Below are 14,934 nucleotides of genomic sequence, written 5' to 3'. Positions count from 1 at the left end.
GAGCCGTACGGGTGGTCTTCCGCACCGCGCTCCGCCCCGGCCGAGCCCCGCTCACAGCGCGCGGTGGGTGACCCGCTCGCTCTCGGCGCGCTTCTCCAGCTCCTCCGGAGACAGTTGGTCGAGGTTGCGGCACAGGACGACCGAGCCCCCCGAGGCGAGCGGGGCGTACAGCCCGCGGGACAGTCCGTCCCAGGTGTCGTACGTCCGTCCCGTCAGCAGCCGGGACCCGGCGGTGAGGCCGAGCTCCGCTGCGTCGGCACGAGCCTGCTCCACGAGCTGGGTACCCGTCAGTTCCCTTCCGGCGACGGCGAGCGCCGGGGCGTCCGGCTCGACCGGCTCGTAAGGGAAGAAGCGGTCGCCCTGGCCCGGGACCTCCACCGCGTAGTCGGTGAAGCCCTTGGGCGGCTGCGGGAATCTGCCGCCGAGGGGGCGCAGCGCAAGGGCGACCCGTTCGCCGGGGCAGGAGCGGGCCGCGTCGAGCGATTCCGGACCGCTCACCACCAGATCCGCGCTCCCGGGGGCGCCGCCCACGTCCGCCACGACACCGACGGACGCACAGGCGAGCAGCCACACCGCGCTCTGCCAGTGCGCGGGCAGCAGCAGCGCCACGCGCAGGCCCGGCTCGGCCGAAAGCCCGTCCTGGAGCAGATTGGCTGTCTTGGCCACCCAATTGGCGAAGGTCGCGACGGACAATTCGACACGTTCACCGGTGGCGTCGTCATAGAAAGTGATCAAAGGGCGTGAAGGGTCCCCGGCCAGGGCGGATTGCAGCAGGTCGGCGGGGGTGCGGTCGCTGGGGTTCACCCGCGCAAGGGTACGCCGGGCCGTGGAAGCCGCTCCGGCCGTCCCGGTGACGGCGCCCACGGTCGGGCCAACGATCCGTCATTTTCCCAGGCAGCGAGGGCGGGTCGCGCCCCCAAGGATCGTATTCATGCGTGCCTTCCTTGCATCCTCGATCAGTGTCGCGTGCACCGCCACGCTCGTCCTTCCCGTGCTCACGCTCCAGACGGGCGCCGCTGCGGCCGCCACGTCGTCCCGGCCGGAACTGCCGGGCTCCACCCAGTCCCTGCCGTTGGGTCTGCTGCCGGGCTTCGAGCGGGCGGGCGGCTCGCCCGCACAGGGTCTGACACAGCGTGACGTCAAGCCGTTCTCGCTCGTCGGAGTCGTCTGGGACGATGCCGACCTCGTTCTGCAGGGAACGGTGCAGGTCCGCACCCGCCCCGCCGGATCCACGGTCTGGTCCGCATGGCAGGACCTGGAGACCGACGACCACGAGCACGGTGCCGACCCGGATTCGGCGGAACGGACCGGAGGCCGCGGGGTGCGCGGATCGACCGCGCCGCTGTGGGTCGGTCCTTCGGACGGTGTGGCGGTTCGCGTACGCCCCGGGCCGGAGGGGACGGGGGCGGGGGCGGCGCGCAGCGCGAGCGCACCGCTGCCGTCGGGACTGCGCGTGGAACTCGTGGACCCGGGACAGGCCCCGGAGGCGGCTGCTCCGATGCCGGACGCCGGCACTTTGCAGGGGCCGCAGGAGACACAGGAGACGCAGCGGGCGCAGGAGACGCAGGGCGCTCCGGCGGTGCAGGAAACTCCCGAAGGTGGGGCCGGGCCGGTTCCCGGTGGCGCGCCGGGTACGGCACCCGCGGCGCCACCCGGTGCCGCACCGGCGCCGGCGGCCGGGGATGCGCCCGCGACCCAGCCGGGGTCCGTGCCGGAGAACCCACCCGGTGGTGCCGCTCCTGCCACGGAGCCGGGTACCTCTCCGGTGGCACCGCCGGAATCCGCGCCGGTGAACCCTCCTGCCACGGACCCCGGGGCCGCTCCCGTGGCGCAGCAGCCGGATTCCGCGCCCGCCAGTACCCCGGATTCCGCGCCTGTCAGTACCCCGGCCACGGAGCCCGGAACCGCCCCTGCCGCGCAGCCCGGGACCACGCCGGTGACGGAACCCGGGACCTCTGCCGCACAGCCGGGCAACGCCTCCGGCCAGCAGCCGGCCACGGGTACGGCCCCGCAGCCCGGCAACGCCTCCGGCCAGCAGCCGGCCACGGGTACGGCGACCGGTCCGGCCACGGGTACGGCGACCGGTCCGGCCACGGGTACGGCGACCGGTCCCGCGACCACTCCTGCCACGACCCCGGAGGCAGGCACACCCGAGATCCCGGGCGAATCCCTGGCCGACCCCCTCGCGGGCGAGGAGGAGATCGCGATGCCGGGCCAGCAGTCCGTCGCGGAAGCCGCTCAGCTGGCGGCGATGACGCCCGAAGCCGCCGCCGCCTCGGCCGTGAACGCCGATCTCGCGCCGCTCGGCGCCGACCGGATCACCGCTCTCACCAAGGCCCAGACGGACGCCCAGGCCCAGTTGTACGGTGCGTTGAATCCGTACATCGGCCCCCGTCCGGCGATCATCACCCGCAAGGGCTGGGGAGCGGACGAGTCGCTCCGCGAGAAGCAGTTCATCTATACGAACACGGTCAAAGCGGCCTTCGTGCACCACACCGCGACGGGCAACGCCTATACGTGCCAGCAGGCTCCCTCCGTCCTCCGCGGTATCTACCGCTACCACGTCGTGAGCAGTGGCTGGCGGGACCTCGGCTACAACTTCGCCGTCGACAAGTGCGGAAACATCTACGAAGGACGCGCCGGTGGCGTGACCAAGCCCGTCATGGGGGCGCACACGCTCGGTTTCAACACCGACAGCATGGGCATCGCGGTCATCGGCACCTTCAGTTCGGCCGAACCGCCCGCAGCCTCGGTGAACGCGATCGCCCGGCTCACCGCCTGGAAGCTCGGGCTGTTCGGGGTGAATCCGCAGGCGACGACGTATCTCACATCCGGTGGCGGCAACAAGTTCAAGAAGGGCACCAAGGCCAGGCTCAACGTCATCTCCGGGCACCGCGACGGCTTCTCGACGGACTGCCCCGGCGGCCGCCTCTACAACAAGCTCGGTACGGCGCGCAGTACGGCGGCGAAGTTGCAGGGCCGCTGACGCCGTACGGCCCCATCGCGTACGTACGTACGAACACGCTGCATAGACTGGCCGGTCACACGCAAAGTGCCCGGCCCCAGCAGGAAGCAGAGAAAGCATTGACTCAGGCCCGAGAAGCGATCCTCCTGGTCGGCGGTAAGGGCACCCGGCTGCGCCCGCTCACCGTGAACACGCCCAAGCCCATGGTGCCGGCGGCCGGAGTGCCGTTCCTCACGCACCAGCTGGCCCGGGCGCGCGCGGCGGGTGTGGAGCACATCGTGCTGGCGACGTCCTACCTCGCGGAGGTCTTCGAGCCTCACTTCGGCGACGGCTCCTCGATGGGTCTGCATCTGGAGTACGTGACCGAGGTGGAACCCCTCGGCACCGGCGGGGCGATCCGGAACGTGGCCTCGCGGCTGAGGTCCGGACCGGACGAGCCGGTGCTGATCTTCAACGGGGACATCCTCACCGGCCTGGACATCAGGAGCCTGGTCGAGACCCACGAGCGGTCGGGTGCGGACGTCTCGCTGCATCTGACCCGGGTAGCCGACCCCAGGGCCTTCGGCCTGGTGCCGACGGACGAGCAGGGGCGGGTCACGGCCTTCCTGGAGAAGCCCCAGACCCCGGAGGAGATCGTCACCGACCAGATCAACGCGGGGGCGTACGTCTTCCGCCGTTCGGTCATCGACGGCATCCCCACGGGCCGCCCGGTCTCCGTCGAGCGGGAGACCTTCCCCGACCTGCTGGAGGCCGGCGCGCATCTGCAGGGTCTGGTCGACTCCACGTACTGGCTGGACCTGGGCACTCCCCAGGCCTTCGTACGCGGCTCCGCCGATCTCGTCCTCGGCCGTGCGCCCTCCCCGGCCGTCCCCGGGCGCTGCGGCGACCGGCTGGTCCTCCCGACGGCCAGGGTCGCGCCCGACGCCAAGCTCACCGACGGCACGGTCGTCGGCGACGGCGCGTCCGTCGGCGCGGGGGCGCGCATCAGCGGAAGCACGATCCTCGACGGTGCGGTCATCGAGTCCGGGGCGCTCGTCACGGACTCGCTGATCGGCGCCCGGGCCCGGGTGGGCGCGCGGACGGTCCTGTCGGGTGCGGTCATCGGCGACGGTGCGGACATCGGCCCGGACAACGAACTGCGCGACGGCGTGCGGGTGTGGTGCGACATGACGCTGCCCGCGGGGGCGATCCGCTTCTCGTCCGACCAGTAGCCGCCACGGGCGGGCGGAGAAGGACGAAGGACGAAGAAGGACGAAAGAAGGACGAAGAAGGAAGAGGAAGGAAAGGGACGCGGAAGGAAGAGGGAACGGGGGAGACCTGCCCCGGCGGGCCGGCCACCCCCTACTCTCGAAGAGACCCCGACCCCGAGGACCCGATCCGTGGCTGGACGCTTCGCCCCCCGTCCCCCCGTCACCCGCGTCACCACGCGTGGCGGCGAGGTCGCCGTGCCGGTGCCCGCGCCGAGAAGCACGGCGCAGCCCGCGGCATCCAGCGGACTGCGGAGGCGCTATGTGCCGCCGGGGCCGCTCGACCTCGGACTGGTGCTCGGGCCCCTGCGGCGAGGTCCGGCGGACCCGACGTTCCGTACGACACCGGACGGGTCGGTGTGGCGGGCCACCCGCACCCCCGCGGGCCCCGGCACCCTTCGGGTCGTCGCGGATGACGGCGCCGTGCAGGCCGAAGCCTGGGGGGCCGGGGCCGAATGGCTGCTGGAGCAGCTCCCCGCGCTGCTCGGTGAGGCCGACGACCCGGAGGCCTTCGAACCCCGCCACCGCTTCGTCGCGATCACCCAGCGCCGTCGCCCCGGGCTGCGGCTGACCCGCACGGGGCTGGTCGTGGAGTCCCTGATCCCGTCGATCCTGGAACAGAAGGTCACCACCGACGAGGCCTACCGCGCCTGGCGGCTGCTCGTACGGAAGTACGGTGAGCCCGCTCCCGGTCCGGCGCCGGCGCGCATGGCCGTGATGCCGCAACCCCGCACCTGGGCCCTGATCCCGTCCTGGGAATGGCACCGTGCCGGTGTCGACGACAAACGTGCCTCCACGATCCTGCGTGCCGTACGCGTCGCCCGGCGGATGGAGGAGGCCGCCGCGATGACCCCCGAGGAGGCCCAGGCACGTCTGGAGCTGATTCCGGGCATCGGGCCCTGGACCTCCGCCGAGACGATCCAGCGCAGCAATGGCGCCCCCGACGCCGTCACCGTCGGCGATCTGCATCTGCCCGGCATCGTCGGCTACGCACTCGCGGGCGACCGCGACGCCGACGACGCCGCGATGCTCGAGCTCCTGGAGCCGTACGCGGGCCAGCGCCACCGGGCCGCCCGGCTGATCATGCTGAGCGGGCGCACCCCGGCGCGCCGTCAGCCGAAGATGCCACGATGGGACATCGCCTCACTCTGAGCCTTCGGCCGCCGACAGTTCACCGCCGACAGTTCACCACCCACGGCACAGCGCCGACGGTTCGGCGCCATGGCTCAGCGCACGGTGATGAACGTCTCCGCGTCCCGCGCGGGCCGCTCCCTCGGGGGCTCAGCCGCGCGCCCGACGGCCACCGCCCCCATCGGGTCCCAGGTCCCGGGCAGGCCCAGCACCTCGCGCACGACCTCGGGGCAGAACATGGTCGAGGACACCCACGCCGATCCGAGGCCCTCGCCGGCCAGGGCCACCAGGAAGTTCTGCACCCCGGCACCCGCCGCGACGACGAACATCTCGCGTTCCGCGGTGTCCCGGCGCTCGTCGCCGTAGCTGTGCGAGCCGTCCATGACCAGGCACGGCACCACCAGGTACGGCGCACGGCGCAGTACGTCACCGCGCTTGATCCGCTTGGCGATCGACTCCTCCGACTTGCCGTCGCCCCGAAGGTCCGCGATCCACGCGTCCCTCATCGCGTCGAGCAGCCGCGTCCGCGACTCGGCGGACTCCAGGAGTACGAAGCGCCACGGCGTCGTGTGATGGGGCGCCGGAGCGGTCACCGCCGAGGCGACGGCACGCCGAACCGCCCCAGGGTCCACCGGCTCGTCCGTGAACGCGCGCACCGTGCGGCGCTGCGCCACCGCTTCCCGTACGGCCTCCGATGTGCCGAGCCGGAACATGTCGTCCGCGGCCGGCCGCACCAGTGCGCGGGCCCCCTCGGCCTCGTCGGCCGCGACCACATGGCCGAGCCCGCGCACCACCGCCACCGGCAGCCCGTTCGCCTTGCCCTTGACCAGGTCGCCGGCCGCGGCGAGTTCGTCCGCCGTGGCGACCACGGTCGCGCTCAGCGGGTTCCCGTACGCGTCGGTGCCGCCCCGCAGATCGTCGAGGACCCGCACTCCCGCCGCCCCGATGGCGACGTCCGTGAGTCCGGTACGCCAGGGCCGCCCGAAGGTGTCGGTGATGAGCACGCCCACCTCGACGCCGAGGGTGTCCCGCAGCCCCTCACGGATACGCGCGGCCGAGGCGTCCGGATCCTCGGGCAGCAACAGCACCGTTCCGGAAGAGGTGTTGGAGGCGTCGACCCCTGCCGCGGCCATGATCAGCCCCTGCCGGTTCTGCACGATGCGGAGGGCGCCGCGGCGTGCCACGACCCGTACGGTCTCCGCGTCGATGGCCGCTTCACGGTCCTCCGCCGTGACGATCCGCCCCTCCGCCTTGCTCACGATCTTCGAGGTGACGAGCAGGACGTCCCCGTCCACCAGTCCCGGTTCGGTGGCCGCGATCAGCTTGGCGATCTCGTCGCCGGGCCGGACCTCGGGCATGCCGGGCAGAGCCCACACCCGGTAGGACGGAGACGGATAGGGATCCGGTGATGTCACGCGCGCACCTCCGCCGCGAGCGCCAGCGCCTCACGCGCCATCGCCGCGGCCGCCTCGACGTCCGTCATCATCAGCGGCACGGACGTGCATCGGATGCCCGCCGCCTCGATCTCGGCGACGGCACCCGCGTCCACCGTGTCGACCAGCCAGCCATCGAGCAGCCCGGAGCCGTAGTGCTTGGCGACGGCGGCCGCCGTGGACTCGACCCCGACCGCGGCGAGCACCTTGTCGGCCATCCCGCGCACCGGAGCGCCGCCGACGATGGGGGACAGACCGACGACCGGTACGCCCGCGTCAGCGATCGCCTCCCGGATGCCGGGGACGGCGAGGATCGTCCCGATGCTCACCACCGGGTTGGACGGCGGAAAGATGATCACGTCCGCGGCCCCGATGGCCTCGAGTACACCCGGGGCCGGCTTGGCCTGGTCGGCCCCGACCGGCACGATCGCCTCGGCGTCGACGGATGCCCGCAGCCTGACCCAGTACTCCTGGAAGTGGATCGCCTTGCGTTCGCCGGGGGCACCGGCGGGGTCGCTGTCGGGCAGGGTGACGGCGACATGGGTCTCGACCCGGTCGTCGGACATCGGGAGCAGACGCACACCAGGCTTCCACCGCGCGCACAACGCCTCGGTGACGGCACTGAGCGGATAGCCCGCGCCCAGCATCTGGGTACGGACGATGTGCGTGGCGAAGTCGCGGTCGCCGAGCCCGAACCACTCGGGGCCCACTCCGTACGCCGCGAGCTCACTCTTGACCTGGAAGGTCTCGTCCGTACGCCCCCAGCCCTGCTCCTCGTTGATGCCGCCGCCGAGCGTGTACATCACCGTGTCGAGGTCGGGGCAGACCTTCAGCCCGAACAGATGGATGTCGTCACCGGTGTTGCCGATGACCGTGATGTCGGCTTCGGGTGCGGCGGCCTTGAGGCCACGCAGGAAACGAGCACCGCCGATGCCACCGGCCAGAACCACAATGCGCATGAAGACAGTCTGTCAGCCGCAGGCTGTCGTCGAGCGGGGTGGTGGTCGGGCGACGGGGAGGGCCTCGGCCAGCCTGTGCGTCAGGCGGTGACGCCGGCCGGGCGGGTCGGGGAGCAGTGGGCCGTGTGCATCGGCATCTCGGTCAGCCCCGGGAAGTAGACGTGGAGGCTCACCGCGGGTTCGAGTGAGTCGTTGACCACCTCGTGCACATATCCGGGTGCGAAGACCCGCTGCGCACCGGAGGCCAGGGCACGCGCCGCCGTGGCCGTGCGCTCCGTCAACTCGCCGTCCAGGACGGTCAGTACACCGGAGGACCGGCCGTGGTCGTGGAGTCCGCTGCCCTGCCCCGGGACCCAGGAGAGCAGCCAGACCTCGTACCCCGGGCCGGTGCGCAGCCGGTGGTACCAGCGGGTGGTGGCGTCGTACCGGACGAGGTGCGCCCACTGGGCGCGGTCGGCGGCGATGGAGCGGGCGAGCCCTGCGAACTCGGCGACGGTCGCCGGGTGCTCGCGTGCGGGCTGGAGGAGGTGCTGGACCTCGAGGATGTCGCCGGCGATCTGCAGGTCGCTGTTGCTGTTCATGGGTGCGGTGGTTCCTCGGCAGAGAAAGGTCAGTGCAGGGGTGTCGCGGTCCCGCGGAGGGCGGGGAGGAGAGAGCCGGAGCGCGTGGGCATCAACAGCTGGAACAGCAACAGCAACAGCGGGTCCGGGCAGCGCGGCGGACCCCACCGAGGTGGGTCGCGATGTGCGCTGCGGTCGCTGGCATGCCCTCCAAGGTGGCCAACCAGACCCAGGATGTCAACTCAATGACCGATTTGGCGGCAATGTTTCACCTCTTCCGGTTACTCCACTCGGAGAAAGGTTTGTGCATCGAGGCGACCGGAGACATGGCGCAGCAACCGTGCTCTCAAACGCCGTTGGGTCTTCGTGACCAGACTGTGATCCGGATCGCTTGTGTGGCTGGATTGCAACAGGAGCGAGCGATTCGGCGTCCTCCCCGGTAGTGAATCGGCGCACACCGGTTCCGCGCGAGAGGGGGGAGGGCGCGGGGCGCGCAGGGACGGGCCGTCGGTGAGTGTCTTGTTTTTGATGATTTGCACACTTTCCGCATAGCCTTGGTTCCGCAGAGTGAATACCGGGCTCAATAGCAGATCTCGGCTTGACTGGCCCGGATCCACACACTTGTAATTTCACTCGTGTCGTTCGGCCGAAATCGGTAACGACTGCTTCACGGGGACGCAAAGACAGACGAGGGGCGCACATGACCGAGCTGTTCCAGCAACTGCTGGTCGAGGACGCGGAAGAGGAACTCGGCTGGCAGGAGCGCGCGTTGTGCGCCCAGACCGATCCCGAGTCCTTCTTTCCGGAGAAGGGCGGTTCCACTCGCGAAGCCAAGAAGGTCTGCCTCGCCTGTGAAGTCCGCTCGGAATGCCTCGAGTACGCCCTTGCCAATGACGAGCGATTCGGAATCTGGGGCGGTCTGTCCGAGCGTGAGCGGCGCCGTCTGAAGAAGGCCGCTGTCTGACCGGTTAGCGTCGCCGTCCGATCGCCTAGCACGGCTTCCCCGTCACGGCGAGGCCGACCGGCCCGACCGTCCGCGGGCGCGGGCCGTCTCCGTCCGTTCCTGTCCGTCTCCGTGCCTCGATGTGAGGTCGTCGCCCTCCATCGCAGCGCTCTGCTCTCCGCCGCTTTTTCCTACCGTTAGTGTGGGGGCCCGTCCCAGACGCTTCAGCGCCCCCTCGCGGGGTGACCCGGCCGGAGGGCCCGTACCTCGATGTCCGCCACCACCGGCGCGTTCGTTCCCGCCCCCACCGGCGAGCTCGCACCCGCCCCCCCACCCGAGTTCCCACGGCACGTCGTCACCGCCGTCCTCGTGTCCCACGACGGCGCCCGCTGGCTGCCGGACGTCCTCACCGGACTGCTCGGCCAGGAACGTCCCGTGCAGAACGTCGTCGCGGCCGACACCGGCAGCGCCGACGACTCCGCACGGCTGATCGCCGAGGCGCTCGGTGCCGATCGGGTGCTGCACCTCGCACGCCGCTCCGGCTTCGGTGCCGCCGTGGAAGAGGCCGTCCGTACCGCCGGGGTGCTCACCCCCGACGAACTGCCCTATCTGAAGCGGCCCAGCGGCTGGGACCCGGTCACCAGGACCTGGCGCGACGACGCGTACGACATGCCGGAACTGCCGTACGGCGAACCGGTGCAGTGGCTCTGGCTGCTCCACGACGACTGCGCCCCGGCCCCCGACGCCCTCGCCGAACTCCTGCGCGTCGCCGACTCCGACACCTACGCGGCGATCATCGGCCCGAAGCTGCGCGGCTGGTACGACCGTAAGCAGCTGCTCGAGGCCGGAGTCTCCATCGCCAACAGCGGCCGCCGCTGGACCGGACTCGACCGCCGCGAGCAGGACCAGGGCCAGCACGACCAGGTCCGCTCCGTGCTGTCCGTCTCCTCCGCCGGCATGCTCATCCGCCGTGACGTGTGGGAGGAGCTCGGCGGCTTTGACCGCCGTCTGCCCCTCATGCGTGACGACGTCGACCTGTGCTGGCGCGCCCATGCCGCCGGACACCGGGTCCTGATCGCGCCCGGCGCCGTACTGCGCCACGCGGAGGCTGCCGCGCGCGAGCGCCGGACCGTCGACTGCGCCGGCCGGTCCTTCTCCCGCCCGTCGTCCCACCCTGCCGACGACGGCCGCCCGTCGAACCCCTTCGGACGGCAGGGCGCCTCGCCCCACCGCGTCGACAAAGCGGGCGCCGTCTACACCCTGCTCGCCAACGCCCGGGGCCGCGCCCTCCCCTTCGTCCTGCTCCGGCTCGTCCTCGGTACCCTGCTGAGGACGGTCGCCTATCTCGTCGGCAAGGCGCCCGGCCAGGCCGTCGACGAGGTGATGGGCCTCTTCGGCACCCTGCTCCGGCCGGGGAGGATCCTCGCCGCCCGGCGCAGCCGCGGAAAAGCCGTGGTGCACCCGGCCGATCTGCGGCCGCTGTTCCCGCCGCCCGGCGCCACCATCCGCGCCACCGTGGAACAGATCGCGAGCAGTCTCGGATCCGGCAGCGACACCGACTCCTCCGGCTCACGGCACGGCGCCGTGGAGTCCGGCCCCGGCGGCGACGACGCCGACTTCCTGGAGATCGAGCAGTTCGCCCGGCTCAAGCGCGTCGCACGCAAGCCGGGACCCGTCCTGTTCGCCGTCCTCCTGCTCGTCTCGCTCGTCGCCTGCCGCGGGCTCTTCACCGGCGGGGCACTCGCGGGCGGGGCGCTGCTCCCCGCCCCGGAGGCGCTGCCGGACCTCTGGGGACGCTTCGCCGACGCCTGGCACCCGGTCGGGACCGGCGGCACCCAGTCGGCACCCCCGTACCTCGCCGTCCTGTCATTCCTGTCCGGGCTCCTGCTCGGCTCCAACGGCATCGCGCTGACCCTGCTGCTCGTCTGCTCGGTCCCGCTCGCCGGCGTCACGGCCTACTTCGCCTCGCGACCGCTCGTCGAGTCCCGGCTGCTGCGCGCCTGGGCCGCCGTCGCCTACGCCTTCCTGCCCGCCGCGACCGGCGCTCTCGCCACCGGCCGGCTCGGCACCGCCGTGCTGGTGGTCGTCCTGCCGCTGATCGCCCGCGCGGCACTCGCCGCGTACGGGATCGGCCGCGAGGACGGCGCGCGCGGAAGCTGGCGCGCCGCCTGGGCCCATGCCCTGCTGCTGACGCTCGCCATGGCCTTCACCCCGATCATCTGGCCCATCGCCGTCGTGCTCGGCATCGCCGCCGTGGTGCTGCGGCGTGACGACCTCGTCGCCTACCTCCTGCGCTTCTTCGTCGTCGTCGCCACCCCTCTGCTGGTCCTCGCCCCCTGGTCGCTGTCCCTGCTGACCGGCCCCTCCGGCTTCTTCCGCGAGGCGGGTCTGGACGTCGGGGCCGGTTCCGCGTCCGCGCTGGATCTGCTCGGCGTCAGCCCGGGCGGCCCGAAGGCACTCGGCGGTCTGGTGCTGATCGGCATCGTGCTCGCCGCGCTGGGCGCCCTGCTGCGCGAGGAGCGGCGGCACGCCATCCGCACGGCCTGGGCCGTCGCCCTCGTCGGCCTGGTCTTCGCGGTCGTCGCCAACGGTTCCGGCTGGGCCGGACCGGCGACCCTCGTGTACGGCATCGCCCTGCTCGCCGCCGCAGTGATGGGTGCGGAGGGCGTCCGGGAGCGGGTCGCCGCCCAGTCCTTCGGCTGGCGTCAGCCCGTCGCCGGACTCATCGCCCTCACGGCGGCCGCTGCCCCCGTGCTCGCCGCCGTCAACTGGATGATCAGCGGCGCCGCCGGGCCACTGGAGCGCCGTGACCCGGTACAGGTGCCCGCGTTCGTCGCCGAAGAGAGCGACACGAGCGACCAGCCCCGCACCCTGGTCCTCGGCGGCACCTCGCCCGCCACGGTGTCGTACAGCCTGGTCCGCGGCTCCGGAGCCCGCCTCGGCGACGCCGAGCTGACCGAGGCCGGCGGCGGCGACCCCCGGCTCGGCAAGGTCGTCGCCCGTCTCGTCGCCGGTTCCGGAGCCGACCAGACCCGCCAGCTCAGCGGCTTCGCGATCCGCTACGTACTCGTACGGGACGGCGCGCCACGTCAGATGAGCCGTGTCCTGGACGCCACGCCCGGCCTCAGCCGGCTGAGCCAGCTCGACGGCAGCGCGCTGTGGCGCGTCGACCGCCAGATCGCCCGTGCGGTCATCGTGGCCGGCAAGGCGGAGCCGCTGCCGGTGGCCTCCGGTCCCGTCGAGGCCCACACCGAAGTGCCCTCCGGCCCCTCCGGCCGGGTGCTGCGCATCGCGGACCGCGCCGACGACGGATGGCGGGCCACGCTGAACGGCCGTGCGCTGCCGAAGACCACGGTCGACGGCTGGGCCCAGGGCTTCGAGCTCCCCACGGAGGGCGGCCGGCTCGACCTCACCTACGACGAGCCCGTCACCCACACCGCATGGATCTGGACCCAGGGCGGACTCGCCCTGGTGCTGGTGGTCCTCGCCCTGCCCGGCCGGCGCCGTGAGATCGACGACGACATGCCGGAGGAGGAGGCCGCCGCCGTCCCCGCCCAGCCCGTCGAGGGCGAGGGCCGCCGGGCACGCAGGCTGCGTGCCCAGGCGGAGGCCGAGGCCGCGGCTGCCGCGGTGCCCGGTGAAGCGGGTGACGCGGTGGAGCCGGAACCGCAGGCGGCCGTTCCGCAGCAGGACGGGAGCGAGCCGTACGCGGCGGTGCCGCAGCAGCGGCACGACGAATGGGACGGCGACCCGGCGTACCCGGGCGACACAGGTCAGGCCGCCGACGCGTACGGCACTTACGGCTCGTACGGCGAGCAGCCGTATCCGCAGCAGCAGGAGACGTACGAGCAGCCCTACGGATACGCCGGGCAGCAGTCGTACGCCGAGCCGCAGCAGCCGCAGGGGTCACAGCAGTACGACCCGTACGCACAGGACGGGTACCCCCAGGACCCGTACGCGCAGCAGTACGCGCAGGACCAGTACGGACAGCAGCACGACCCGTACCGGACCGGCCAGTACGACGCCTACGGCTACGAGACCGAGCAGCGTCCCGACGGGAGCAGTAACCAGTGAACCGCACCACCCTCTCGCTCCTCGCAGCCGCTACTGCCCTCGCCGCCGTGACCGGGCTGGCCGCGCTGACGGCGCCCGACGGCGGGAAGACGGACGGAAAGGCCACGACCGGCGCGGCGTCGCCCGCCCGGCTCCCCGTCGAGCGGTCCAGCCTGCTGTGCCCGGCGCCGAGCACGTCGGACGTCGCGGAGACCGTGTACACGTCCTTCACCCCGGCGGGTGCCGCGGCGGACGGCGACGCGCAGTCCACGGCCGCGCTGAAGCCGTCCGCGGCGACGACGGCCGACCCCAAGGCGGCGCCGGACAAGGCGAAGCCCAAGGGCGGGGCAGGGGAGTCGGCGGCGAACGACAAGAAGGCGGGCGAGACGAAGACGGGCGACAAGGGCGCCGCGAAGCAGCCCGCGCCCGAGAAGCCCTTCCTGGTCCTCAAGGAAGCCGGTAAGCCGGTCGGCGCCGAGAAGTCCGGCAGCGACGCACCCGCACTGGTCGGCTCGGCCACGGGACGGCTCGCCCCCGGCTGGACGACCCAGCAGACCACCACGGTCTCCGCCGGCAGCGGACGCGGGGTGCTCGGAGTCAGCTGCAGCGCGCCGGACACCGAGTTCTGGTTCCCGGGCGCCAGCCTCGCCAAGGACCGGCAGGACTATGTGTATCTGACCAATCCCGACGACGTCGCCGCCCTCGCCGACATCGAGCTCTACGGCAAGGGCGGCGCCCTCAAGTCCCAGCTGACCGACGGCATCCCGGTGCCTGCCGGGGCGAGTGTCCCCGTGCTGCTCCCGACCCTGACGACCGACAAGGCCGAGGACGTCACCGTGCACGTCAAGACCCGCACCGGGCGGGTGGGCGCCGTGGTGCGGGGAGCGGGCGACAAGACGGGCAGCGACTGGCTGCCGGCCTCCGCCGACCAGTCGAGCACACTGGTGCTTCCCGGGATCCCCAAGGACGCGACGTCCGTACGGCTCGTCGCCTTCGCGCCGGGGGACTCCGACGCCGATCTGAAGCTGCGCCTCGCGACCGCGTCGGGCACGATCACCCCGGCGGGCGGCGAGAACCTGCGGGTGAAGTCGGGGATGACCGCCACTCTCGACCTCAAGGCCGTCACCAGAGGCGAGCCCGGCTCGCTGCTGCTCAGCCCTTCGGACAGCGGCAGGCCGACCCCGGTCGTCGCGGCTCTCCAGGTCACGCGCGGCACGGGCGCCAAGCAGGAGTTCGCCTTTCTCCCGGCGACGGCGCCGGTGACGGAGCGCGCCACGGTCGCCGACAACCGGGCCAAGGGCTCGGTGCTGTCGCTGACGGCGCCCGCCGCGGCCGCAGAGGTCAAGGTCACGGCGTCGGCGGGTACCGGAGGGGGCCAGAAGGTCGTCCAGACCTACACGGTGAAGGCCGGGACGACGCTGGCGGTCACGCCGCCCGTGCCGAGCGGCCTCAAGGGCTCGTACGCCCTGACCGTGGAACCCCAGTCCGGCGGACCGGTCCATGCGGCGCGCACCCTGATGCTGCCGCAGGGCGGGATCGAGATGTTCACGGTCCAGACGCTCCCGGACGACCGGGGCACGGTCGAGGTCCCGGTGGCGGAGGAAGATCTCTCGGTGCTCGGGGACACCCGCCCGTAGGGGCTT

10 protein-coding genes are annotated in these 14,934 nt (G+C 72.4%); 6 read left to right on the top strand and 4 right to left on the bottom strand.

What is annotated here, in order from left to right:
- Positions 1 to 51 precede the first annotated feature (51 nt).
- Positions 52 to 804 carry a TIGR03089 family protein gene (locus tag ACTWOL_RS14885; protein WP_474297174.1) on the bottom strand — a complete coding sequence of 251 codons (753 nt, stop codon included), beginning with the start codon at positions 802 to 804 and terminating at the stop codon, positions 52 to 54.
- Positions 805 to 931: 127 nt separating this feature from the next.
- Between ACTWOL_RS14885 and ACTWOL_RS14880 the strand changes: the two genes are divergently transcribed.
- From ACTWOL_RS14880 to ACTWOL_RS14870, 3 genes are all read left to right on the top strand, one after another.
- Complete coding sequence (locus ACTWOL_RS14880; protein ID WP_474297173.1) at positions 932 to 2,986, top strand: peptidoglycan recognition protein family protein; 2,055 nt, start codon at positions 932 to 934, stop codon at positions 2,984 to 2,986.
- 98 nt (positions 2,987 to 3,084) lie between these two features.
- Positions 3,085 to 4,176 (top strand): mannose-1-phosphate guanylyltransferase, encoded by a 1,092-nt coding sequence (manB, locus tag ACTWOL_RS14875; protein ID WP_474297172.1) that lies wholly within the window; start codon positions 3,085 to 3,087, stop codon positions 4,174 to 4,176.
- Positions 4,177 to 4,344: 168 nt separating this feature from the next.
- Positions 4,345 to 5,364: a DNA-3-methyladenine glycosylase family protein gene (locus ACTWOL_RS14870; protein WP_474297171.1), complete on the top strand. Its 1,020-nt coding sequence runs from the start codon at positions 4,345 to 4,347 to the stop codon at positions 5,362 to 5,364.
- A gap of 74 nt (positions 5,365 to 5,438) precedes the next feature.
- Here the strand turns inward: ACTWOL_RS14870 and ACTWOL_RS14865 are convergent, their stop codons facing one another.
- The 3 genes from ACTWOL_RS14865 to ACTWOL_RS14855 form a co-directional block, all read right to left on the bottom strand.
- Positions 5,439 to 6,758, bottom strand: a complete 1,320-nt coding sequence (locus tag ACTWOL_RS14865; protein ID WP_474297170.1) for a coenzyme F420-0:L-glutamate ligase — start codon at positions 6,756 to 6,758, stop codon at positions 5,439 to 5,441.
- On the bottom strand, positions 6,755 to 7,735 hold the full coding sequence (gene cofD / locus ACTWOL_RS14860; protein WP_474297169.1) for a 2-phospho-L-lactate transferase: 981 nt from the start codon (positions 7,733 to 7,735) through the stop codon (positions 6,755 to 6,757). The genes ACTWOL_RS14865 and cofD overlap by 4 nt, the downstream gene beginning before the upstream one ends.
- Positions 7,736 to 7,815: 80 nt before the next feature.
- A complete protein-coding gene (locus tag ACTWOL_RS14855) occupies positions 7,816 to 8,316 on the bottom strand; it encodes a cysteine dioxygenase (protein ID WP_474297168.1) in 501 nt (166 codons plus the stop codon).
- Positions 8,317 to 8,995: 679 nt separating this feature from the next.
- Here ACTWOL_RS14855 and ACTWOL_RS14850 point away from each other — a divergent pair.
- The 3 genes from ACTWOL_RS14850 to ACTWOL_RS14840 all read left to right on the top strand — a co-directional run bounded on the left by ACTWOL_RS14850 (position 8,996) and on the right by ACTWOL_RS14840 (position 14,928).
- Positions 8,996 to 9,259, top strand: a complete 264-nt coding sequence (locus ACTWOL_RS14850) for a WhiB family transcriptional regulator (RefSeq protein WP_077974550.1) — start codon at positions 8,996 to 8,998, stop codon at positions 9,257 to 9,259.
- A gap of 249 nt (positions 9,260 to 9,508) precedes the next feature.
- The gene (locus ACTWOL_RS14845) at positions 9,509 to 13,312 is read left to right on the top strand and encodes a glycosyltransferase (protein ID WP_474297167.1); all 3,804 of its coding nucleotides are present in this window, start codon (positions 9,509 to 9,511) and stop codon (positions 13,310 to 13,312) included.
- Positions 13,309 to 14,928, top strand: coding sequence for a DUF5719 family protein (locus ACTWOL_RS14840; protein WP_474297166.1), 1,620 nt, complete (start codon positions 13,309 to 13,311; stop codon positions 14,926 to 14,928). The genes ACTWOL_RS14845 and ACTWOL_RS14840 overlap by 4 nt, the downstream gene beginning before the upstream one ends.
- Positions 14,929 to 14,934 lie beyond the last annotated feature (6 nt).

It is taken from the genome of Micromonospora sp. IBHARD003 (assembly GCF_056106285.1).
This window is presented reverse-complemented; position numbering and strand designations above follow the sequence as displayed.